Here is a 24,136-nt window from a genome sequence, read left to right on the forward strand (position 1 = left end):
CAAAAATGCGCAAAAGCAATCAGTTCGCACTTGATACTATACTGAGCAACATGCAGGGAAATCGCGAAGATAGTTTTGCGCTCATCGGAGCGTCGAATAGCGACACAGGATTTTCGCATGCACGCAGCCGAACGCGAAGAAATCATTCTTGAGGCCCTAAAAAAGAAGGGCTTCACGACCTATCGCCATCTAGAGGCTAACGTAAAAGCTTCGCCCGCGACAATCAGACGGGATCTCGCTCGTCTCGAGAAGCAAGGTAAGATAGTTCGCCTTCATGGAGGTGCAAAAGCGATTGATGCAGATTCCGCAGGGGTCGGAGCGCCGCCAAGCCTAGCGGGAACGCCCTTCGAGAAATCGCTTAAACAGAACATCACCGCCAAGCGAGCGATCGGCAAAGCAGCTGCGAAACTTTGCGCGCCTGGTGAAGGCGTCATAATCGATGGCGGGACGACGACCTACCAGATGTGTGAGCATTTGGACGACCTCAATCTTCAAGTCCTTACCAACTCGCTCCACATCGTGAACGCATTGCTGCGCCAGGAAACAACGCAGCTACTTGTTCCATCAGGACCGATCTTTCGAGAGCAGAACATTATTCTCGCCCCGGCAGGTGAAACCACAATGCCGAACTTTCATGCCAGCAAGCTTTTTCTTGGCGCGGCGGCGGTGAGCGCTAGGGGCATTTTTCAAGCGGATGCGTTGCTTGTCGCAAGCCAGCGCAGGTTCCTTGACAGGACCGATGAGGTTATCCTTGTCGTTGACAGCAGTAAGTTGCACTCATCCTCGGGTGCGATTGTATGTGAACTTGATCGCATCGACCGTATGATCACTGATGATCGCGCTGATCCGAAAGCTATCAATCAATTACGCGACGCCGGCTTGAAACAGATCGACCTTGTCGAGCCTGCCAGCTAATCTGTAGCAATAGTCATCAGAATATCGGGTGTGATATCCTCGATTGAATTCACCCCGGTCAGAGACATAGCCACTTTCATTTCAGCTTCGATCAGCTGAAGCACATGCGAGACGCCGCTTTCGCCTCGCGCGCCGAGAGCATAGGCCCAAGCACGGCCAAGTAATACGCCCTTGGCGCCAAGAGCTATCATTCGGACTACGTCCAGCCCAGATCGTACTCCGCCATCGGCCAGAACTGTCAGGCGATCGCTCACAGCCTGTGCGATTGGCGGGAGGGCCTTTGCGGTAGCTGGCACTCCGTCCAGTTGACGACCACCATGATTTGACACGACCAGTCCATCTGCACCTAGGTCAGCAGCTCTTTCGGCATCCTCCGGGTCGAGTATGCCCTTGATAATTAGCGGACCTTTCCATTCGCTGCGAATGAAGTCTAGGTCATCCCAGGTCACGCTGGGGTCGAAGTTATTCCGCATCCAAGCGAAAAAGTCCTCGATGCCGGACTTGTCGCCCAGGACTGGTGCCACATTGCCAAGGTTATGTGGACGACCATTGATACCTACGTCCCATGCCCAGTTGGGCCTCAAGGCTCCCTGCCAGGTCCGTCGGATCGCTCCAGCAATTCCCGGCGCGCCGGCCAACCCGGAGTGATAGTCGCGATAGCGGCTGCCAGGTACTGGCATATCAACGGTGAACACCAATGCGGTGCAGCCAACCGCTACCGCGCGGGCCATCAATTCGCGCATGAACCCGCGATCGCGGATCATATAGAGCTGGAACCAGAAGGGCTCGCTGCTGGCAGCTGCGACTTCTTCAATATTGCACGCTGACACCGTTGACAGAGTGAAGGGAATACTCGCCTTGTTCGCGGCGCGCACGGCCTGGCATTCACCGCGCCTTGCATTCATTCCGGCCAGTCCAATCGGCGCAAGCGCCACCGGTAGCGCCAAAGTTTGATCGAACAATTGAGTCGATAGATTGATCTGCGAGACATCGCGCAGCACCCTCTGGCGCAAGGCTACATCTTTAAGCTCGGCCATGTTGCGCTCGAGCGTGACCTCAGCATAGGAGCCTCCGTCAATATACTCGAACAGAAAGTGTGGCAGGCGCCGACGTGCCAGTTCGCGATAGTCGATTGCGCTCGCGGCGATCATGCGGCGGCCATCTGAGCTTTGAGCCACGCTGCGCGATAACCAGTGAGATCTTCTCCCAATGGTTCGATCTGCGTCAGCCCGCCTAACGGGCGTATGCTCGGGTCGATCAGTCTCAGTGCACCGAAGCTCACATCATTGTGCGCGTTTGCAACAAAGACTTTTGTGTCGGGCCTAAGGCTTGCGAGCGCTCGAACAAATACCTCTGCCTCTGCAAAGCGCCCTTCGACCAACAGGCATTCCTTAGAGCCAATAAGATCGAGTGAGGTGTCTGCAACCAGGGCTGCATAGAGACAAGCGCCTGCACGCCTCGCAAACCAATCATCAGGTCGGTTTACCCAACCACCTTGCCCTTGCGGGTATGGACCGTTGCCGGGCGCGAGGGTCGGCAAGACCATGGCGGATTCGGCAATTACCCGGGGCACTGCCTTGAGCAGACGAGGTTGGTCGGGCTTGATATCAACTTGCCGCGTATCAATTTGAATCAGAGTCTCGATTTCACGCCCGCCCATGAAGCGGGCTGATGGCACGGGATTGCCGAATGCGTCGACATTGACCAAGCAATCGCGCGCCTCAGGCAGCCCGGCCAGATTGATCCCGCTCTCAGCCAAACGCATCGCAATGAACCATGTGCCGGTCGAAAGTATCGTCGCTTCACGATTCTCGATTTCATGAAACCCGCGTGCCGCGTTCAATGCTGCGTTTGAGTCATGCAAACCTGCCAAGACCTTTGCTGTTTCAGGTAGTCCGGTCTTCTCAGCCAGGTTCGAGCGCAAGGAACCTATGACATCTCTTGCCTCTACAACCGGCGCGAAGCGTTCCGCCCAGCCTCGCGCCATAGCAAGGCGGGAGAAGTCCTTGCTTGCTGGCGCCCAGAGGTCTGAATGGCAGCCCATACTTGTTGCCTCGGTGCGCGCTTCACCTGACAAGAACCAGCCCCAGTATTGAGCCCAAGGTAGCAACGTCGACTTGGATATCAGTTCCGGATGAAGGTGTTCCATCCAGAACAGCTGAGCTCCAAAATTGAGCCCAGCGGGAAGTTTTGGTGACCCCGTTTCCACAAAAGGTGTTCTGACCGCATCGTACTGAGTACGTATTGTTGCCGGCAGCTCTTGTTCATAGTCGATTGGAGGGAAGGCCAGTTCGTTTTTGCTGAGAGCGGCTACACCTGCGCCATGAGCAACAGGCACAATGTATTCTACAGGATGACCTGCAAAGCTGGACAAGGCAGAGGTAAGCCATTCTCCTATGCCTTTGGCATCCAGTCGGCGTATCCCGTCGACCTCTACAACTTCATTGGGGCGAGTCTCTCGAGCGACCATTTCGCCATCGCGAGACCATAGGCTAACCTTGGCTAGCGTCTTGCCGATATCGACAACTATCGCAAAACCGTGCTTCAAAACAAACTCCCAAGGTCCCGTTGTGAACTTTATTGATTGCGGATTAGCGAAAATGATTGATTTTGAAAAGACCGAATGATAATGATTGGATCATGAATATGCACGCCTCCTTGGCTGACGCAGCCATTCCGTTCGCTATCCCTGTCAATCGCTGGGATGAGCAAGTTGCATCAAGTATGACGGAATCGGAGCTTTTGCTCTATCGGTCAAATCTGTTGGGTGCAGACTTAACTGTCACAAACTTTGGCGGTGGCAATACGTCAGCAAAGGTGATGGAGAGCGATCCACTTACAGGAAGTGACGTTGAGGTGCTTTGGGTCAAGGGGTCTGGCGGCGACATCGGTTCCATGGGGATGGATGGCTTTGCCACACTATATCAAGAAAAACTGCTCGCCCTTGAGTCGCATTATGAGGGAGAGGACGATGACGATAAAATGGTCGGGTTCCTCCCTCATTGTACTTTTAATCTGAACGGTCGTGCGGCCAGTATTGATACGCCGCTTCACTCGCTTCTACCCTACAAGCATATAGATCACGTGCATCCCGACGCCATTATCGCTTTGGCTGCATCCAGCGGTGGTGAGGCGGCAACAAAGGAGTTGTGGGGCGACGAAATCGGCTGGCTGCCATGGAAGCGGCCGGGTTTCACGCTGGGCGTGCAGATCCGCGATTTTGCGAAAGCGAATCCGCAAGCAAAGGGCGCGATGCTTGCGGGTCACGGTATCATCTGCTGGGCGGATACGGCCAAGGAATGCTATGATCAGACTGTTCGTTTGATAGCCGAGGCTGCGGATTACTTGAATTCCAAACTTGCGGGTGGCCCTGCTTTTGGCGGTGCAAGCGTAGCGCCTCGCGAAGACCGGGCCAAGGTGGCGGCGGACTTGATGCCGCGCCTTCGGGCTCTGATGGTTGGTGATCGTCGGAAAGTTGGCCATTTTTCTGACGATGAAGCCACGCTGGAATTCGTTGGCAGCATTGATTTCGCGCGCCTGGCCGCGCTCGGAACGTCGTGTCCTGACCATTTCCTTCGCACCAAGATCGCTCCGCTAACATTGGATGTAGATCGGCTAGAAGATGATGCTTATCTTGAGAAGTCGATCGCTGACTATCGAGAGCTGTATGCGGCCTATTATGAGCGCTGCAAGCGTGACAATTCCCCTGCCATGCGTGACGCAAACCCGGTTGTCGTTCTTGTTCCGGGCGTCGGCCGTATGACCTTCGCCAAGGACAAGGCAACGGCGCGAATTGCTGGCGAATTCTATCTCAATGCGATCAATGTGATGCGCGGAGCAGAGGCAATTGGAGACTATATAGCGCTTGATGAGCAAGAAGCCTTCGACATTGAATATTGGCTCCTTGAGGAAGCCAAGCTGCAACGTATGCCAGCGCCCAAAGAGATGGTCGGCAAGATTGCACTTGTGACTGGGGGTGCCGGCGGAATTGGCGCAGCTGTGGCTGAACGGATGCTTCGCGAAGGTGCTTGTGTCATGTTGGCTGATCGCGACGAAAGCGCGGCAAGGACAATAGAATCAGATTTAGCAGAGGTCTTCGGCAAAGACGTTGTTCGTTCTGTTACCTGCGATGTCACTGACGAAGATCAAGTCAGTGCAGCCCTCGATACGTGTGCGCTGGAATTCGGTGGCCTTGACGTTTTGGTCGCGAACGCTGGGATCGCCTCATCAGCACCAATTGGGGAAACCACGACTGAGCTCTGGAGCAAGAACTTTGATGTGTTGGCACAGGGCTATTTCTTGACAGCGAAATACGCGTGGCCGCTGTTGCAAGGCATGTCACAGCAGGGCGGCTCCAGTGTGGTGTTTGTTGGTTCAAAGAATGCTGTCGCTGCTGCGAAGAACGCGAGCGCATATGCAAGTGCAAAGGCGGCGGCGAATCATTTGGCCCGTTGCTTGGCGCTGGAAGGCGCTGACGATGGCATCCGCGTAAACATCGTCAATCCAGATGCTGTGATCAAGGGTAGCCGGATTTGGGATGGTGATTGGCGTCAGGAACGCGCGGGCGCGCATGGCATCGACTCAGGCGACGAGCTCGAGGAACACTACCGCCAGCGGTCAATGCTGAAACGGTCTGTCTTGCCACAAGATATTGCCGAAGCGACCTATTGGTTGGCAAGCGACGCCTCCGCGAAGTCGACCGGCAACATGATAAATGTCGATGCCGGCAATGCTCAAGCATTTACGCGATAGATTGAGCGGCGGAGAGGAAACATGACAGATTTGCCGATTTCTGCCGATCTGGTGGCGGACCTCAACGAGCGATCGCGCGAAGCGGTCGCCGAAGATTACTCCGCACTAGGGCGCAAGCTGGAAAGGCGCGGCATCGCGATTGATGCCGTTAAGGACAAAGTTAAAGCGTTTGGTGTCGCCGTGCCGAGCTGGGGGGCTGGGCGCGGCGGCACCAGATTCGCGAAGTTTCCGATGGCAGGTGAGCCCACAAATATTCATGAGAAGCTTGAAGATTGCGCGGTCATTCATCAGCTCGGTCGCTCTACACCGGCGGTCAGCCCGCATTTTCCGTGGGATTGCGTGGATGATTATGCTGCGCTGAAGCAGGAGGCCTCGGACTACGGACTAGTTTTCGATGCGGTGAACTCCAACACCTTTCAAGATCAGCCAGGCCAAGCGCAGACCTACGAGACTGGGTCGCTTTCTTCCACGGTTGCCGCAACCCGGCAGCAGGCGATCGATCACAACATTGAATGTATTGAAATCGGAAAACAGATCGGGTCCGAGCGACTGACTGTTTGGGTGGGTGACGGCACCAATTTCCCAGGTCAGCAAGATCTGGGCCGGTCGCTTGATCGCTACTTGGATGCGGCCGCAGAAGTCTATTCCGCGTTACCCGACGACTGGACAATGATGCTCGAACACAAAATGTTCGAACCGGCATTCTATTCCAGTGTGATCTCTGATTGGGGCAGCTCTCTCATGGCGGCGCAGGAACTGGGCGAGAAGTGCAAATGCCTGGTTGATCTTGGGCATCATGCGCCAAATGTGAATATCGAGCAGATCGTGGCGCGGCTTCATCATGCTGGGAAACTCGGCGGTTTCCATTTCAATGACAGCAAATATGGTGACGATGACCTGGATAGCGGCAGCATCAATCCTCACCAGCTATTCCTGGTTTTCAACGAGCTCATCGAAGCGGAGCTGAACCCGCGCCACGGCTTTGATCCTTCCTACATGATCGACCAATCGCATAACGTGACGGATCCGATCGAAAGCATGTTGTCGTCCGCAGAAACTATTGCGGGATGTTATGTGCGCGCTGCTTTGGTCGATCGCGATGCATTGCACGCTGCTCAAAACGACAATGATGTGATGCTTGCATTTCGAACTCTTCGGACTGCTTATGAGACGGATGTCGCCCCAATCCTCGCCCAGGCGCGTGACGAGCAGGGCGGCGCGATCGATTGGCTAAATGTCTATCGAGCGAGCAAGTATCGCGAACGCAAGGCGCAAGAGCGCAAGGAAGTTGGCCTCGGTGCCGGCATCGTCTGATTTCTGAAAACATGATCTATGGGAGCCTCCCGATGACAGTTCTTCGATCGATTGCTGCCGGCCTTTTGCCGCTTGCTGCACTGACTTCAGGTTGCGCGTATGCGCCACAAGTGGAATCCGCTTCCAGCTCGGTGGCGGCGAGTTCAGAAACGGAGATCGTTGCACTGGCCAACAACGTGGCTGATTGGCAGCTGGCCAACCTTGAAAATCTCGAGAGCTACATTCGCTTCATTTCGCGCGAAACTCCAAATCCACGCGGCTGGGTAAAAGGCACTTTCTTCCTTGGATTGATGGATTACGCCGAACAAACCGGCCAGCAGCGTTACATCGATGCGCTCACTGCAATCGCAGAACGCGAAGAATGGCGCTTGGGTGATCGACTCTACCACGCGGACGATCATCTTGTCGGTCAGGTCTATTTTCGGCTTCATCGAAGTGGCGTTGCGTCAGCAAATCTCGGCCCAACACAGCAAAACCTCGATGCTATTCTAGCTGACAAACCTAACACTCAGATGATGCACCCCGACAATCACAATGACCCGGGTTGCGCCAAGCGTTGGTGCTGGGCGGACGCGCTCTTCATGGCGCCTGCGACTTGGTGGGATGCACACGAAACCTTCGGTAAAGAGGAATATGCAGACTATGCACATTCCGAATTTCAGGTCGCGACCGATTTGCTCTTCGACAAGGACGTCGGTCTTTACTACCGCGACAGCCGCTTCTTTGATCGCCGCGGGGCAGATGGAGAGAAGCTATTCTGGAGCCGCGGCAATGGATGGGTTTATGGTGGCCTTGTAAATGTCTTGCGGACGATGTCAGCCGACGATCCTCGCAGAGACTATTATGTTTCGCTGTTTCGCCAAATGTCGGATCGCCTGGTCGCGATCCAGGCTGAAAATGGAATGTGGCGTGCGTCACTTCTAGCATCAAGCGAAACACCTCCAGAGACGAGCGGAACGGGCTTTTTCGTCTACGGTCTTGCCTGGGCGCTGAACGAAGGTGTCCTTGAGGGCGAGCAATATTCTGCCGCGGTCGATGCGGGTTGGAAGGCGCTGGTCGCAAATGTCGATGATGAAGGCCGGCTAGGCTATGTACAGCAGGTCGGCGATCGACCGGAAGGCGTACAGCCAGATGATCGACAGCTCTATGGGGTAGGAGCCTTCCTGCTCGCTACAGGCCAGATTCTCAAACTTGAGCAAGACTGATCGATTCGCCTTCTGCACATCTCTTGGTGCTTTTGAGCGGGTCACGCCGGTGCATTCTTGCACCTTCCGACCTTAAAATGATCAAAAAATGTCACGAAACGTCATAAATGCGCATTGACTTAGTCGAAAACAATCGGCCATATGTGACCAAATGAAGACTCTGTGAGGGGAGAGGTAATGAAGAACGATCAACCAGCACGTGTGATGCGCGGGTATTCGGCCAGCCTGAAGGCTGGTGTCGCAGCCATCGCGATGTGTTTTCCATCGATCGCTGCAGCGCAAGACTCCGATGCTGAAAACGCAGAGGGGGCGGGTGACCAAGATGCGCAGGTAACCAGCCAGCAGCCTAATGAAGAAGGCGTGATCGTTGTTACGGGCATTCGCGCCAGTCTTGCAGACGCGCTGCAACAGAGGCGAAAAGCCGATGTATTTCTTGATGGTATCTCTTCAGACGACATTGGTTCGACGCCGGATTTGAACTTGGGTGAGGCGTTGGCGCGTATCCCAGGCGTTCAGATTAACCGCGAGGGTGCGCGTCGTGATGCGACTATCTCCATTCGCGGCCTGCCTGGTCGTTTTACCAAGACGACCGTGATGGGGCAGACGATTGCCTCGACTACGCGCGGCAACAACACGGGTAACCCGTTTGGTATCTTTGAAAGCGCGATCTTTAACGGTGCGAATGTCATCAAGTCCTTCACACCGGATACACCCTCCGGTGGTTTGGCGGCGCAAGTCGATTTGCGTCTCAATGGTGCATTGCAGCGCCGTGAAGGATTCGTAGTTCGCGCTGAAGTTGATCATGAGGAGACGACTGGAGACGAACTTCCGAAATTCTTTATCTCCGGCGCTCAGCGTATCGGTGATCGCTTTGGCATCTACGGTAACTTTGCTTATTCTGAGCAGAGTTTCCGGCGTGATACGCTCCGCCTCAACAATTATCGGCAGTTTACCAGTGCGCAAGTCGCGGGCTTTGCTGATGGGACTCGGGCTAGCGGTATAGGTGCTGATCAAAGCGCTGTGTCTGGCACACCTAATCCGGCTTTCGATCTTCCGGCCGTTGGAGAGAACGGGCTGGACAACGCAGTGATCTATCCGCGCGCCATGCGTCAATTTGTTCAGAACAATCGGGGGGAGCGGTTCTCAATTTCTGCTGGCATGGCCTATGAGGTTTCGGACAATCTCGAACTGCGTCTCGATGGCATTTTTACCCGCCGGAACTTGAGTGAATCCAATCAGGATATCTCAATATTCGAGGGGCATAACGGTTTTAACTCACTAGTTTCGCCGCTTTCCGCTCCTGTCAATGTGGGTGTGGTTGACTGGGACGAGAACGGTACAGAGGAGAATGTTTACCTCGTACCGCGCGTCTTGATCAGTGACTCGCAAACCGCAATCGAAAATCGTAGTTTTCCTGCACTTGACGAATCCTGGGCGATTTATCCGCAGTTCAACTTCGAGAACGATGTCTGGCGCTTCAAAGGCGTCGGTACATATTCCGAAGCGCGCGGCCGGTCGAGCTTGAACCAATATAGCTTGCGGGTTCGGTTCCGTGGAGGCGGTGCCTCCACCCGTGATCTCGACTCCAACCTTGATGGCATTGATGATCGTGGCAACGACTCGATCCTGATTTTGGACAATGGCCTCGGCAGCCTCAACAGCATCTTTGTTGACAACATTGTTAACCCGTTGCTGTATGAACTCGATCAAACGCGCGGCTCAACTCGTGTTGAAACCGGTTCTGGTATTGGCGCTCGGGACGACTTCGCTGGCTTCGTCCCTCCGGGGCCGAACCAGAACCCGTTCAATCAACCAACCTCGATTTTGGCATTGGGATTCACCGAAGGAGTGGATCGTGACCTGAAATCTTTCGACTTCGAAACGGCGCGCAAGTTCGAGGGCGGCCTTTTCTCGGAAGTAGAGGTTGGCGGCTACTACAGTGATGAGACCTCTCGCCGTTACCGCTCGGAATTTGGTGGTCTTGGCTTGAACTATGCCGCAGCTTTTGACCGCAGCATTCTTGTGCCGAACGACGGCGTGGCCGAAGGCGGTGCCTATCTCGGTGGTGACATCCCGGGCGTTGAACTGGACAATTTCCTCTCGCTCGATATTCCAGTCTTGGAATCTCTGCTTGGCTCCGCAAGTCAGGAACCACGGTCTGATCTGCGGTTCACGCCTTCGGCCGGCAATATCCGCGGGTATTTTCCGCAGTTGACGCCTGAAAGTGCGGCGACAATCACACCGGAAGAAATTCTTGCTGCATTGCCGTTGGTCGAAGCACCTGGCGGGAACACATACCTTGCCCGGCCGCAGATTTCGCGCCCGACTATTGTAGACAACAACTTCGATTCATCGCGTGAGACGATCGAGTTGTATGCGATGGCCAAGTTCGATTTTTCGCGCATGTACGATGCCCAGCTACGCGGCAATTTCGGCGTTCGCTATGTAAAGACTGACTTGGTTGGCCAAACGAATCCAACTTTCCTGCAGTTCTATGACAATTTGAATGCAATTCGCGCAGCAAACGGTGGGCCAGCGCTTGAATTCAAGGATGCGAGTGACAACGATGCCTTGGTGTTCGGACAGGCGAAGAATAGCTTCGAGCGTTTCCTGCCGTCCATGAATTTGATCTATGAGATCACTCCAGATATCGTCGCTCGAGCGGCGTTCTACGGCACGTTCGAAGCACTCGATCTTGCAGAGTTCACTCCGACGCCAACGCTCATTGTCGAAAATGACACTTCGGGCGATATCGACGATCTGGATCCCGAGGATCGTATTCTCGGCTCGGACGGGAATCCAATCCCCCGGACCTCTATCAACATCTCGACACTCGATGTGCAGCCTCGGCGTTCAACCGGCTTCGATCTGGGATTGAGCTGGTACAACAAGCCCGGGAGTGTGGTGTCGATCGGCTTCTTCAGAAAGTCTCTGGTCGGTGACATTACCCGTCAGCGGAATTTCTGTCCGGAAGGTGAGAGCCTTACGGTCGAAGGCCGGACTTTCAATGATATTCGCTTTGCTGACATCAACTCGACTAATCCGATTGAACAGTCTTATGCTGGACAGTGTGTCTTCACCAATGACAATGGGGATCCGCAGCGAATTCGCGTCAGCCGGACTGTAAACAATCCGGACACAATCAACGTCACGGGCTTCGAGGCGCAGATTCAGCAGACACTCGACTTCCTGCCAGGCTTTCTCAAGAATACGGGCGTTGTCTTGAACTACACGCGTGTCCGTTCAGGCGGTGACAATGATGTCCAGCTCTTCAACGTTGCCGAAGATACCTACAATATCATCGGCTACTATGAAGACGACTTCCTCGAGGCGCGATTGGCGTACAACCACCAGTCGGAGATTCAGCGGCAAGGCGGCTCTTCGTTTATCGGTGGTAACACCATTATCGCCCCGCGTGGTCAGTTGGATTTCTCCGGCGCCATCAAGCCTATGAGAGGCTTGGAAATCCGCGCCGAAGTGTTCAACATCACGCAAAGCTCGCGCCGCGAGTATCTCGGTGTCGAAGAGCTTTTCCGCCTGTATGAATATGATGGGCGGACCTATTCGCTCTCCGCAACTTACAGGTTCTAATGATTTAACGATCCTCCCTGTGGGCCGGTGGCTAGCTTCAAGCTCGCTGCCGGCCCGTTCCTTTTGGGGCAAGGTGATGAGCACGAAGATTATGAAAGCATCGAAGTCAGGAATTCAGATTGCGACAGCCGTGCTGCTGTCTCTTTGCATTGCCACGCCAAGCGCCTTTGCACAGCCAAGTGACAGGCTAGCCGACGATCAACTAAATCTGGCGAGTGAAGTGGAGGCAATTGATTTCCATTGGGCCGGCAATCGTGTCTGGGCGCAAATGATTCAACGCGGCGAACACCAATTCATCATTTACTACGATGCCAGCCGACAAATGAGTGTGGCGCATCGCGCGCATCAACGAACCCCATGGCGCTACCACAAGCTCCCGAGCTTTCTGGGTTGGGACAGCCATAATTACGCGACTGTCGATGTGGATGAGGAGGGCTACATCCATGTAATGGGCAATATGCACAATGACCGGCTGGTCTATTTCCGTTCGACGGAGCCATGGGAAGTGCGCTCGCTGAGGCAAGTCGATTACCTTATCAGCCGCGAACGCGACGTTAATGTCACCTATCCCAATTTCATGCATGATCGTGACGGTCGCTTGATCGCGATCTACCGTCTCGGTGGGAGCGGAAACGGGCGGTACTATTATCACCGATATGACACAGAGTCGAAGACATGGGCGCTCATGCATGATGGCCAGTTCTTCGACGGCGAAGACGAGCGGGGCGCCTACTATATTGGACCCGAACTAGGTCCAGACGGCAAATTTCACATGGTTTGGGTATGGCGTGAAACACCGTCCGCAGCCACAAACAACAACCTTTCCTATGTTCGGAGCCCTGACTTGGAGAACTGGGAAGATTCGAACGGCAATCCTGTTCGTTTGCCGTTGATCCGTTCGACTGGCGAAGTTGTCGATCCGGTCCCGACCTTTGGCGGCATACTGAACGGGCAGAAAAAGCTCGGCTTTGATGCGAGCAACCTGCCCATGATTTCGTACTACAAGAATGACGGGAACGGCGACACGCAGATAATGCTGGCGCGCAAATCGGGCGAGGGGTGGTCGACCCACCAAATAAGCGATTGGACTGACAGCAAGCAGCTTCTGGACCGTGGAGGAAGCCTTAGCGTTTCAATTCTTGTGCCTGAGGCTCCTTACGTAGCGGAAGATGGAACAATCCGGGTTAGAGCAAAGCGAGATGGCGATGAGATCGAGTTTGTCGTCGATCCTGAAACCACCCGCACCGTTCGAGTGGGCAGCTATCAATCGGTTCCTGATATTATTGGCACTTTCCAAGATAACGACCAGCTCGTCCAGTTTGTCAAAAAGGCAGAGGGCATCCCTGAAGACAGTGCGTATGATTTCTATCTAAGTTGGGAAGCCAACCCGCCTGCCCAGGACCAGGCGCGCGGGCAGATTCCGCAGCCCTCAACGCTGCGTCTGCATAAGATTCCACGCTAAGGGGAAAGCGCGTTGTTGCGGGTCTTGGGTGAATCACGGTTTGCCATTGCTGCAACAATAGGCGCTGCCCTCTCACTGGGATCGCCCAGTGCGCTGTCTGCCCAGCCAACTCTCGACGAGCTGCGCGAGCAGTTCGCGCAGCCCCCTTCAGATACCCGCCCATGGGCTTGGTTCCATGTGATGAGCGGCAACATGTCGCGAGAAGGAATCACGACAGATTTGGAAGCGATGGAGCGTGTCGGTATCGGCGGAATTGTACTGTTCTCCGTGACCCAGGGAATCTCCTATGGCCCAGTGAAATTCAATTCTTCTGAGTATCATGATCTGGTCGCCCATGTGGCAGCCGAATGCCAGCGGCTTGGTATGAAGTTCTCGTTCCATAACAGCGATGGCTGGTCGTCGTCTGGTGGGCCGTGGGTGACGCCCGAACAGTCTATGAAGCGACTGGTCTGGCGCGAGATGATCGTAGATGGCGGTCGGCTAGAATTGCGTTTGCCACAGCCCAGCACTGAGCAGGGATTTTATCGCGATGTAGCTGTAATTGCTTATCCGGCCTTGAAAGCAGAGCTCGCCGATAAGAGCAGCACTCCGATCGTAACCAGCTCCGATCCAACGGTTGATTTGGATCGACTGATGGATGGCGATTTTCTCACATCAGATTCAATAAATGTGCCCGAAGGTGGGACGGGTTGGATCCAGTTTAGCTATAGCCAATCAGTACCGATCCGGCATTTGCGTCTCGCCAATATTCCTGAGCGAGATGTACAAATTTCACTCGAAATGTCTCTCGATGGTCAGGAGTTCCTGCCTGTCCGCGATTTTGGCAAAACTCGCATCCTGCGCGATGAATGGGAGATCGACACCGCCTTTACGCCTGTAGACGCGCGCCACTTCCGCCTGAAGTTTAACGAGAGCACGTCGATTGGCGAAATTGAGCTTTCGCAATTGGCGCGTATCGACAACACGTCAGGCCAAAGTGCGCTGGGATACGTTTCGGGCAACGAGCTCCCTTCGCTTTCAGACGTACACACGGATGCAGTGGTCGATCCCGAAAGCGTTGTCGATCTGACTGCCAACCTGTCAACCGACGGTTCGCTGCGCGCGAAGCTTCCCAAAGGTCGCTGGACACTCTTGCGTTTTGGCTACACGTCGACCGGTGCCCACAATGTAATGCCATCGCCTGAAGGCAATGGGCTGGAAGTCGACAAGTTCAGTTCGGCTGCGTTTCAGGCGCACTACGACGACTTTATTGGCCCGGTGATTGCGCGCACGCGCGCGGTCGCGCCAGATGCACTCAGTGGCGTCATGATCGACAGTTACGAGGTCGGTGGGCAGAATTGGACAGCTGGATATGAGCGCAAGTTCGAACAGGCGACGGGCATCGATCTTATACCTTGGTTGCCATTGTACGCCGGCCGCTTCGTTGCTGATAAATCGCGAACGGAGGCGATGTTCAAGCGCATTCGCAAGTTTAGCGCACAGCTCATCAATGAAAATTACTACGGCAAATTTGCCGAGTTAATGGACGATGAGGGACTCGAAAGCCTGATCCAACCTTATGGAAACGGGCCGTTTGACGAGATAGCCGTAGGCTCAGTCGCTTCCGTGCCAGCAGGTGAGTTCTGGGTGCGCCGCGATGATCTCAGCAACCTCAATGGCGCCGTCTCCGCAGCGCGGATTTTTGGCAAACCGATCGCAGCAGCCGAAGCCTTTACAGCCACTTGGGACGATAACTGGAATTTCTCGCCCGAGTTCGGGAAAAAATGGGGCGACCGAGCTTGGGTGGCTGGCGTCAACCAGTTCTTTTTTCATCGTTTTGCACATCAGGCCAACACCCATGTGATGCCCGGTATGACCATGAACCGCTGGGGGTCGCATTTTGACCGTAGTCAGCCGTGGTGGGAAATTGGTGGAGCGGCCTGGTTCCAATACATGGCACGTGGGCAGCATTTGCTGCGTCAGGGCCATGCCGTTGCGGACATTGCGATGGTTGTCGGATCAAACAGTCCCGTCGTTTGCCCAGAGAAGAACTCGATGATTGACGTATTGCCGAAGGGTGTCGAGTTCGACTGTCTTGATACGCAGACCTTGCTGACACGAAGCCGCCTTGAGGATGGCGCCCTCGTGCTTCAGAATGGCGCACGATACGCAATGATTTGGTGGCCGCACACAGTCAAGCCAAGCGCGCGCGAAATGGCGCGACTGGCAGCTGCAAGAGCGGCAAGTGTTCCTGTTGCGATGGCCAATTTGGGGGAAGACGTAGAGGGCATCTTTTTTGCTGCAGGTTTGCAGCCACGCCTTTCCAGTGTGGGCGACATTCCTTCATTCACGCACCGCCGGGTAGGCGGAACAGACATTGTCTTCGTATTCAATGATGCCGATCACGCTAGACAGTTCGATCTGTGCGTGAGGATGGATGGCAAGCACAGCGAAGCATGGAACCCCATCAACGGGAACATGGAGTTCCTCAGCGGAACTGTCGATGAAACTGGTTGTTCGCGCTTGAAACTAAATCTCGCGCCTTATGAATCGCGTTTCCTGTTGTTCGATGACCATCTGCGATTTCGAGATGCACCAGAAGCCACCCTCATCAACGAAGTGGTTCTATCAATTGACGGAAACTGGGCGATAAGGTTCGATGCACATGATGGCGTCACTACCAATATTACGGGATCGGAGCTGTTCGATTGGTCGAAGAATGACAATCGCGAAATCCGCTATTTTGCCGGTACCGCTACTTATCAAAACGCATTCACCCTTCGACGCGAAGACCTGCAACATAGAGAGCAAATCTTGCTCGATCTTGGCCAGGTGGAAAGTGTCGCGAGCGTGCGTGTCAACGGCAATGACATTGGCACATTGTGGACTGCGCCTTTCGCTATCGACATTCGTTCTGCGCTCAGGCCGGGTAAGAACTCAATCGAAATCAAAGTCTCTAATCTCTGGGTCAATCGCCTGATCGGTGATGCGGCATTGCCAGATACTAGCGGCTACGAGCCAGAGGACAAATTTGGTTACCGCGCCGAAGACAATGTCCCCGACCGCTCCATGCCTGATTGGTACATCGACAACCAGTCTCCACCACCCGGCCCGAGGCGGAGTTGGGCGACCCAGTATTTTCAGGAAGCGGATGATCCGCTGATCCCGTCTGGTCTCATCGGGCCAGTGACGCTTAAACGGAAAGAGTTCTGACATGTTGATGCCGTCCTATCGCTGGCTCATCGGGGGCTTGCTTCTGTTGATGATAGGAGCGCCCCTCTCGGCGCAAACTGTAGAGGGAGCGGGCTCGCCTTTTGAGCTTGTTACGCTCGAATTGGAAGGACCGGCGCTTGATGAGCGCTCCGGCGTAAATCCGTTCGCCGATGTCCGTCTCGACTGGACGGTCACCCGTGGCGATGAAAGCTGGACCATGCCAGGATACTTTGCCGGATGCGGCGACGCGGCTGATACCGGATGCACCGGAGGCAATGTATGGCGAGCCCATTTCGTCCCGCCGCTCGAAGGCGAATACAGTTGGAAGGTTGAGTTTCGTCGCGGTGCAGACATGGCCATTTCGCCCGCGCCAGGAGAACGACTGGCGGGCAATGGGGCGCAAGGAAGCTTCTCGGTCTCCCGTCAGTCTGAAGACCCGGTCCGTGGGAGAGGACTGCTGCAGTACACCGGCGAGAGCTATTATCGCTTCTCGGGCGATGGCAGCATCTTCTTTAAGTTTGGACCAGATGCACCGGAGAACATGCTCGCCTACGATGGCTTCGATGCAACGCCCAACTACAAAGACTTCCGCAAATCCTGGGACGCGCACGCAGCGGACTTGAGAACGGAAGGTAGGGACTACCTTTGGGGCAAAGACGGGTCTGGCAGCGGCCTGCTAGGAATGTTCGACTATTTGGTTGAGGCGGGCGCGAATTCGGTCTCTATGTTGCTTTGGAACGCGGGTGGGGATGACCGAAACGTGTTCCCGCATCTGATGGCTGTAACTGCTGAAGAATACGAGCAGATGGAGCCGCGCGCGCAGTGGAATGAGGGGCTGCTTCAGGATCGGTTTGACATTTCGAAGCTAGCTCAATGGCAGCGAGCACTGTCCTATGCCGACAAGCGCGGCTTGCATATGCATTTTAAGTTGCAGGAGACTGAGAACGATTCATTCATGGATGAAGGAGCGCTGGGGCGCACCCGCAAGCTGTTCCTGCGCGAAATGGTCGCGCGTTTCGGACACTTCCTCGCGCTTACCTGGAATCTCGGCGAGGAGAATGTCCAACACCCAGGCGATGTGCGGCACATGGCTTCCTATCTCGCGGCACTCGATCCTTACGATCATCCGCTAGTGTTGCACTCCTACCCTGATCAGAAGCAGCGTTATCGCGCGTTTCTTGGCCCGGATACCGCGCTAAACGGGCTGAGTTTGCAAGGTCGAGAGGACGATATTTCCGACCTTCGGTTTGATGTAATCAATTGGATCACAACAGCAAAGCTGGCAGGTAAACCGCTTGTTATGGCCTATGACGAGCCCGGAAGGGCCGACGGTGGCGCAGGCGTTGATCCCGATTACCCAGACGATAAATTACCCAGCAAACGCGAGCTTGAACTCGATCCCGAACTGTTCATTCGCGACGGGCTCTGGAATGCTTTGACTGCCGGGGCGAACGGCGTTGAAGCTTATTATGGCTACAAGACCGGCTGCAGCGATCTCGATTGTCAAGATCATCGAACCAGGGCAAGGCTATGGCGCGAAGGCCAATTGGCTCTCGATTTTTTCCGTGATCACGTCGGCGAGCGCGCAGCGCGCATGATTGCCGCAGATCATCTCACCAGGCCTAGAGACGACTTTGTCTTCGCTGAACCCGGCGAATTTTTGGTCATTGTGCCTGGCGACGAACAGAGTGTGCTCGTAACCGGCGGTATCGAAGGCCGGTTCAGGATCCGATGGTTCGACCGCGCGAATGGTGGAGCCTTGCAAGTCGGTTCAGTCAGTGAAGTCGAAAACCGCCAACGCAATACTCCGATCGGTTCACCGCCCGAGGGCGGCAGCGGCAAATGGGTGGCAGTCGTCGAGCGGGTCGACACTGGCATACTAGTGGAGGCGGAGGACTTCGTAGAACAGCGCGCGAATGATGTTCGCAGCTGGTGCCGATCTGCGGAATGTCCCGAGGGATGGGAGCGAGATGGCGCTGACGACTATGTCGTGCTCCTCCCTGATACCCGCGTCACGCATGATGATGAACTCGTCCACGGTGAGAACTTCAGCGCTGAGCCCGGCAAGATGGCGATCCTTTCATATGATGTGGAGTTTCCGGCTGCGGGGCGCTGGTATCTGTGGGTCCGCACGCATGCACTCGGAACAGAGGACAACGGCATTCACGCCGGCTTGAACGGCGAATGGCCGGAAAGTGGTGCTCGCGTGCAGTACTGTGAAGGGCGTGGCCGTTGGCATTGGGACAGTCGCCAGCGCACCCGAGACAACCATTGCGGCGTCAAAGGCGGCCTCTGGCTAGATGTGCCAAGCGCCGGGAAGCACCGGGTCGAATTCTCGATGAGAGAGGACGGCTTTTCGTTCGACGCCTTCTATCTCACTCTCAGCCCTTACATGCCCGATGCGCTCAGGCGAGCGAATGAGGAAACGAAAACTACGCCAAGAACACAGGGAGCACATTAATGATTGCGTCATTTAGGCTGATGGCTAGCGCGTTTTCAGCGGTGCTAATGTTTGGATCTATATCTACGCATGCAGCCGGCGCGGAAAATGCCGAGCGCGCTTACATTACCGGCTGGGACGAACTGGCCGCTCAATCGCATACGTCGGATGGGATGGAGCGTTCGCGTGATGGGAAACCGCGATTTGTGGGGCCGTTGGGAGCGCGAGCGGTAAGCTACAACGGTTTCCAGTATGTGGTCTTCTACTCCGGGCGAGATCGGACAGTGCCACGTGAAGAAGCGGCGTCCTATGTGGTTGTTGCGCGGCGAAAGCTGGGTGGCTTCGCATGGGAATACTCGGTACTTGAGGACTACGAAGTAACATCGGATGACGCTCATAACCGGCAGACCATCGCCATCTCTGAGGGCGATGGTCGGATCCATATCTCCTTCGATCATCACAATCGCCCGAAAATGAACTATGCTGTCACCGCCCCAGGCGTCGCGACAGACCCGGATTATGTCGTGTGGAACAACGAGGTGTTCACCTATACCGAGAATTTGGGGCGCGATCCGGACGAACGCTTGAATGTCACTTATCCGTCATTCTCGCAGTTTCCCGGCGGCAATCTTATCGTCTATTTCCGCAGCGGCGGCTCCTACGGCGGAGAGATGCGGCTGGCGCGCTATGATGCGGCGATCGGCCGATGGGGAGAGGTCCGCAATATCTCTTCTAGGCATGGCACTTTTGACGGCAAGGAGACAACCCGCGGCCCCTATCTGGGCGATGCAAAGGCGATGCAAGTTGGACCCGACGGTTCACTTCACGCATCTTGGGTGTTTCGCGAGCGACCCTGCGACTACACAACTAGTTCTCGAAGCGAAATCTTCTGCAACCATGGGCTTTTCTACGCCAAGTCCCTCGATGAAGGGCGTACATGGCTGCGCACAGATGGCTCGCAAATTGCCGACACGGAGCAGGGCGAGACGATATCGATCGACAACATTGGCGGACCAGTTATCGAAGTTCCCAAAGGCCTCGGCCCGAGCAATCCGTCGATCACATCGACTGTCGATCAGGTGACGGGCGAAATGCACACGCTGCTGCGGCACCTGGATCGGCGCGGGGGTAAAGCATTTTATTACCATTATCTTGGTCGGAGTGACGGCACTTGGAGGCAAACCAAGACTAATTTTGACGGCAATACCGCTTCACTGGCGGTTGTAGGCGAACGCCTTTACGCTTTCGTTGGACGAGACAAAGGCCAAATCTACTATGCTGAGCGCCAGGATGAATTCCGGAAATGGAATCGGCTGCCGATTGAAATCGACAAGAAGCGTAAGTTCGATCCACAGGGCGGTTTCATCACATGGGATTTGTCCGCTGTAGCGCAAGGCAAGGTATCGTTGCTTTGGCATCGCGAACCAGAATCTCGCGGCTTATCAAGCCCATTGCAGATCTTCGATATCTCACTTGAGTGACTGGTGAGAAAGATTGAACGCCTTTGGCATTCAGTCGTGCGAGAACTGCTTCGGAAGCAAATAAGGAAAGTCGGTCGCGGGATCGACATCTACCTGCATGATCGGCGCCATGTATTCTGCCCAGCGGGCGTTGACTTCATTGCCGGCAAGGAAGGCGGCGGTCGCCTCAAAATCATCGGTTTCAAAGTAGCCGAACAGCGTCAGGCCGTGTTTGAAGATATGATAGTTGCGAATGCCCGACTGGCGCAGCGCTTCCGTCATTTCGGGCCAGATTTCGTCATGCCGCTTCTTGTACTCTTCCTCATATCCCGGGCGAATTCCCAGAATCCATGCATAGGATGCCATTCTCAGTCTCCCTCTTTCAATTTAGCCGCTTAGCATGCATAAGCACTCAAGAAAATCCAATAACATTCAAAGGTGATCATCAAGTGATCAATCGGAGATATCGTGAAACTTGACCGCAAATACGCCGCAGACCAACAACGCTACCGCACGATGCAAAACCATGAGCTTCGCGACAGCTTTGTAGTTGCAAGCCTGATGGCAGAGGGTGAACTGGTTTTGACTTTGTCAGACATTGATCGCGGCATCGTGGGTAGCGCGGTCCCTCTTGCCGAACCGCTCGAATTCAGTTCGTTTGCAGAGCTAGGGGGCGGTGCCTTTACCGCCCGGCGCGAGGTTGGCGTGGTGAATATTGGTGGCGAGGGAACTGTCACGATAGGCAATGAGGCGTTTCCCATGGAGCGCTTGGACAGTCTCTACATAGGCCGCGGCGAGCACACTGTGAGGTTTGCAAGCGACGACCCGGCTAATCCTGCGCGCTATTATTTGGTAAGCTATCCCGCACATACCGCTTATCCGCACAAGTTGGTCAAGCAGGAGCAAGCAAACCGCATCGATCTGGGCGGGCAAGCCACTTCCAATGAGCGCACAATTTTTCAATCACTGCGCCCCGGTATTGTTGAAAGCTGCCAGCTTGTGATGGGCTTTACGTGTCTTGCCGAAGGCAGCGTGTGGAACACATTCCCGCCGCACACACATGACCGGCGTTCCGAATTCTACTTCTACTTCGATCTGGCTGAAGATGCCCGTGTATTCCATTTCATGGGGCGGCCAGACGAGATGAAGGCGCTACCACTGTCCAATGAAGAAGCCGCGCTATCGCCTTCGTGGTCGATGCACTGCGGTGTCGGCAGCGGGGCCTACAGCTTTATCTGGTCCATGGGCGGTGAGAACCAGGAATTCGACGACATGGACCATCTGGCTCAAGCCGAACTGGCCTGAGTGAGAATTAGTCAGTGATCAAGCGCTCTACTCGGTGTAGCGCGCTTGCTCTTCGAGCTCTTCGTCAAAGCGGTTGGCGAAGTCTGCTGCGATATCGGGATATTGCCGCGCAACATCTTTGGATTCGCCAGGATCCGTGCTGAGATCATAGAGTTCCACGGCTGCGTCTTCAGACGCGCGCAGCGCTTTCCACTTTCCAATTCTCCCAGCCTGCTGGGTCACACCGATCACGCCTGAATTGGGGTCACCCAATTGGCGAGAGAAGGCCCAATACAGCATCCTATCAGGCAGCGTGGCTTCTTCATGCATCAGCAATTGGGCCAACGATACTCCATTCGCGCCCATAGCTTCGGCTGCGCCGGGCTTACCCGCAAGCGCGCCTAGTGTGGGCATGAGATCAGCGAACATCACCGGCTGGTCTTCAACGCGACCTGCCTGAACTACCGAAGGCCAGCTCGCGATGAAAGGCATATGGATTCCGCCTTCGGTCAGATCGCGTTTACCCCCGCGAAATGGGCCTGCGGCCGCAATACCAATTGGATCTCCGCCGCCCTCTGAATGCGGCCCATTGTCAGATGTAATGATGATGAGGGTGTTTTCACGCAATCCCCGCGCTTCGAGCTTCGCCACGAGTTCTCCAACGTAGGAATCAAGTGCGGCGATCATGCCCGCTTGCACAGCGTTAGGCTCGTCGATCGCGAGCGGATAATAATCTGGAAACTGGCTGGCAGGAGTAGGTCCGGCAAGCCCGTTGTAAGGTGTTTCAGGAAACTTGCCTCGATAGGGCGCCACGAATTCCTCTGGCGCTGCCATTTCCGAATGTGGCGATGTGTAGCTTACAAAGGCGAAAAAAGGCGTGCTGCCATCCTGTGTATCCAGGAACTCCAGGGCATCATCGGTGAAAAGTCTTTGAGCATAACCTTCGCGCGCACCGGCCCGGTTCTCGGGAACAGGCACCATCTGGTTGTTCTCGAACATGAACATTGGGAATTGCCGGTGCGCCTGAATATTATGGAGCAACCCTTTCCATTGCTGGAATCCCATCGCCATCGGGTCGGTCTCACCAAATGTCGTGCCGATCCCGAACTTGCCGAATAAAGCGGTTTGATAGCCTGCATCGCTGAGCAAGTGTGCCATGGTTCTGTCACCGGCGCGCAGCGAGATGGTGTTGGCCGAACTGTGGAGGCGTGAGGTATCGCGTCCCATCATCAGCGATATTCGCGATGGTGAGCACACAGTGCTGCCTGCGTAACCGTTGGCAAAGATCATTCCTTCGCGGGCGAGCGCGTCGATGTTCGGCGTTTTGATTATCTCGTGGCCGGTGATACCGAGCTGGCCGTAACCCATATCGTCAAACAGGATCAGCAAGACATTGGGGCGTGGAGCCTCTGTATCGATCTGCGCCGTATTAGCTGCACTATCGTCGGGAGCCGAAGCGAGGCTTGTCGAAGCGATGCAGCCCTGCAAGGCGAAAAGACTTGATGCGGCACACAGGGCCAAAAACTTGCGGGTCATTATTCGGACGCTCCGTTCAGGGCTTCAAGCTCTAATGCCAGCAGAGCTTCGAAAGCCTCTTTCGAGTCTATTCCCATCGGATCACGTTCCCATGCGGCAAGAAAACCGAATTGGAACTGAGGCCCGTTAAAGGCGACATAGTGTGTGGTATTGGCTAGACCGCCGTAGTCGGCCTGATCTGCGCGATAGAATAGCGCTATGCCCAAACCGTCCTTGTTTTCGCTCTGCGTGTCGCCCCAGGTTGCCACATAGCGCCATTCGCCGGGGCCTTCGTCAGACTGCAGAACCTGAGCGCCATCGTGCATCACTATGCCGGTTGCGAGTGGAAGATCACCATCAGCATTCACACTGACCAATGTAAGCGGACTTGCCTCGCCAATCGAGTATTCTGCAACAAATCCTCCGGTTGTGCCGTCCACAGCCTCGATGTCGCCAGCGGTGATGGTGAATGTACCCGTGTCGCCGCCAGTCGTTCCGATAGTAGCGCTTAGGTTGGGCACTGATCCGAACTGGACCGGCTCGCCATCGCGCATGATACCGATGCCGCCAATTCCAAGGCTTGGCCCGACTTTGAGCACATCCATGCCCCAGGGCGCGAGCTCATGATAGCTGCCATACTCGTTGATTTGGGCCAGCACCGGTTCGCGCACCTGCTTTCCGAAGATATCGCTGACCAGACGACCATCGAGATACATGCGATAGCCGACCAGCGCGTTTTCCCACCCGATCCCCTCATAGGGCATCATGCCGTCGCCTATCTCGTGATCCTCAGGAACGGTGAACTCGCCTACAGAAACATATTCGCTCTCCGGGTTTTCGCGAACTCGCAAGTCGACAACCACCGGAGCGGCGCTCTCTGCTTCTGCATTCGGGCCATTTTCCGGTGACGAACAACTTGCCAAAAGCCCCGCCAAAATCGCCAATCCGGTTTTCTTTGCAGTGTTCAATTTTCTCTCCTCGCGTCGGGTCACAGGCTTTTCAAGCG

15 protein-coding genes are annotated in these 24,136 nt (G+C 55.1%); 10 read left to right on the plus strand and 5 right to left on the minus strand.

Features of this window, described 5'->3' with window-relative positions:
- Positions 1-117: 117 nt before the first annotated feature.
- Positions 118-915 (plus strand): DeoR/GlpR family DNA-binding transcription regulator, encoded by a 798-nt coding sequence (locus tag A6F69_RS04315; protein ID WP_067597833.1) that lies wholly within the window; start codon positions 118-120, stop codon positions 913-915.
- Here A6F69_RS04315 and lldD read toward each other — a convergent pair.
- Together lldD and A6F69_RS04325 are read right to left on the minus strand one after the other, a co-directional pair.
- Positions 912-2,066 (minus strand): FMN-dependent L-lactate dehydrogenase LldD, encoded by a 1,155-nt coding sequence (lldD, locus tag A6F69_RS04320; RefSeq protein ID WP_067597836.1) that lies wholly within the window; start codon positions 2,064-2,066, stop codon positions 912-914. The two genes, A6F69_RS04315 and lldD, sit on opposite strands and share 4 nt — an antisense overlap.
- Complete coding sequence (locus A6F69_RS04325) at positions 2,063-3,463, minus strand: FGGY-family carbohydrate kinase (RefSeq protein WP_067597839.1); 1,401 nt, start codon at positions 3,461-3,463, stop codon at positions 2,063-2,065. The genes lldD and A6F69_RS04325 overlap by 4 nt, the downstream gene beginning before the upstream one ends.
- A gap of 92 nt (positions 3,464-3,555) precedes the next feature.
- Here A6F69_RS04325 and A6F69_RS04330 point away from each other — a divergent pair, with 92 nt between their 5' ends.
- From A6F69_RS04330 to A6F69_RS04365, 8 genes are all read left to right on the plus strand, one after another.
- Positions 3,556-5,667 (plus strand): bifunctional rhamnulose-1-phosphate aldolase/short-chain dehydrogenase, encoded by a 2,112-nt coding sequence (locus A6F69_RS04330; RefSeq protein ID WP_067602449.1) that lies wholly within the window; start codon positions 3,556-3,558, stop codon positions 5,665-5,667.
- A 21-nt stretch (positions 5,668-5,688) separates the two neighbouring features.
- Positions 5,689-6,981, plus strand: coding sequence for a sugar isomerase (locus tag A6F69_RS04335; protein ID WP_067597842.1), 1,293 nt, complete (start codon positions 5,689-5,691; stop codon positions 6,979-6,981).
- A 32-nt stretch (positions 6,982-7,013) separates the two neighbouring features.
- A complete protein-coding gene (locus tag A6F69_RS04340; protein WP_169816547.1) occupies positions 7,014-8,186 on the plus strand; it encodes a glycoside hydrolase family 88/105 protein in 1,173 nt (390 codons plus the stop codon).
- Positions 8,187-8,363: 177 nt separating this feature from the next.
- Positions 8,364-11,777: a TonB-dependent receptor gene (locus tag A6F69_RS04345; RefSeq protein ID WP_067597848.1), complete on the plus strand. Its 3,414-nt coding sequence runs from the start codon at positions 8,364-8,366 to the stop codon at positions 11,775-11,777.
- Between the two features lie 76 nt (positions 11,778-11,853).
- The gene (locus A6F69_RS04350) at positions 11,854-13,239 is read left to right on the plus strand and encodes a BNR repeat-containing protein (RefSeq protein ID WP_067597851.1); all 1,386 of its coding nucleotides are present in this window, start codon (positions 11,854-11,856) and stop codon (positions 13,237-13,239) included.
- A 12-nt stretch (positions 13,240-13,251) separates the two neighbouring features.
- Positions 13,252-16,431: a glycosyl hydrolase gene (locus A6F69_RS04355; RefSeq protein ID WP_157092819.1), complete on the plus strand. Its 3,180-nt coding sequence runs from the start codon at positions 13,252-13,254 to the stop codon at positions 16,429-16,431.
- A 1-nt stretch (position 16,432) separates the two neighbouring features.
- Entirely contained in the window at positions 16,433-18,892 is a 2,460-nt protein-coding gene (locus tag A6F69_RS04360) for a DUF5060 domain-containing protein (protein ID WP_067597857.1), read from the plus strand.
- Positions 18,892-20,352 carry a BNR-4 repeat-containing protein gene (locus tag A6F69_RS04365; RefSeq protein ID WP_083984677.1) on the plus strand — a complete coding sequence of 487 codons (1,461 nt, stop codon included), beginning with the start codon at positions 18,892-18,894 and terminating at the stop codon, positions 20,350-20,352. The genes A6F69_RS04360 and A6F69_RS04365 overlap by 1 nt, the downstream gene beginning before the upstream one ends.
- 30 nt (positions 20,353-20,382) lie before the next feature.
- On the opposite strand, the gene A6F69_RS04370 is transcribed toward A6F69_RS04365, so the two are convergent.
- Positions 20,383-20,697: an L-rhamnose mutarotase gene (locus A6F69_RS04370; RefSeq protein WP_067597863.1), complete on the minus strand. Its 315-nt coding sequence runs from the start codon at positions 20,695-20,697 to the stop codon at positions 20,383-20,385.
- A gap of 102 nt (positions 20,698-20,799) precedes the next feature.
- Here A6F69_RS04370 and kduI point away from each other — a divergent pair, with 102 nt between their 5' ends.
- Positions 20,800-21,636, plus strand: a complete 837-nt coding sequence (gene kduI / locus A6F69_RS04375; protein WP_245638283.1) for a 5-dehydro-4-deoxy-D-glucuronate isomerase — start codon at positions 20,800-20,802, stop codon at positions 21,634-21,636.
- A 27-nt stretch (positions 21,637-21,663) separates the two neighbouring features.
- Here kduI and A6F69_RS04380 read toward each other — a convergent pair whose 3' ends face one another.
- Both A6F69_RS04380 and A6F69_RS04385 read right to left on the minus strand, forming a co-directional pair.
- Positions 21,664-23,151, minus strand: a complete 1,488-nt coding sequence (locus A6F69_RS04380) for a sulfatase-like hydrolase/transferase (RefSeq protein WP_083984678.1) — start codon at positions 23,149-23,151, stop codon at positions 21,664-21,666.
- A complete protein-coding gene (locus A6F69_RS04385; RefSeq protein WP_067597866.1) occupies positions 23,151-24,098 on the minus strand; it encodes a DUF4861 family protein in 948 nt (315 codons plus the stop codon). Before A6F69_RS04385 ends, A6F69_RS04380 begins: the two co-directional genes overlap by 1 nt.
- Positions 24,099-24,136 lie beyond the last annotated feature (38 nt).

This window comes from Altererythrobacter ishigakiensis, from assembly GCF_001663155.1.
Taxonomy (GTDB): Bacteria; Pseudomonadota; Alphaproteobacteria; order Sphingomonadales; family Sphingomonadaceae; genus Erythrobacter; species Erythrobacter ishigakiensis.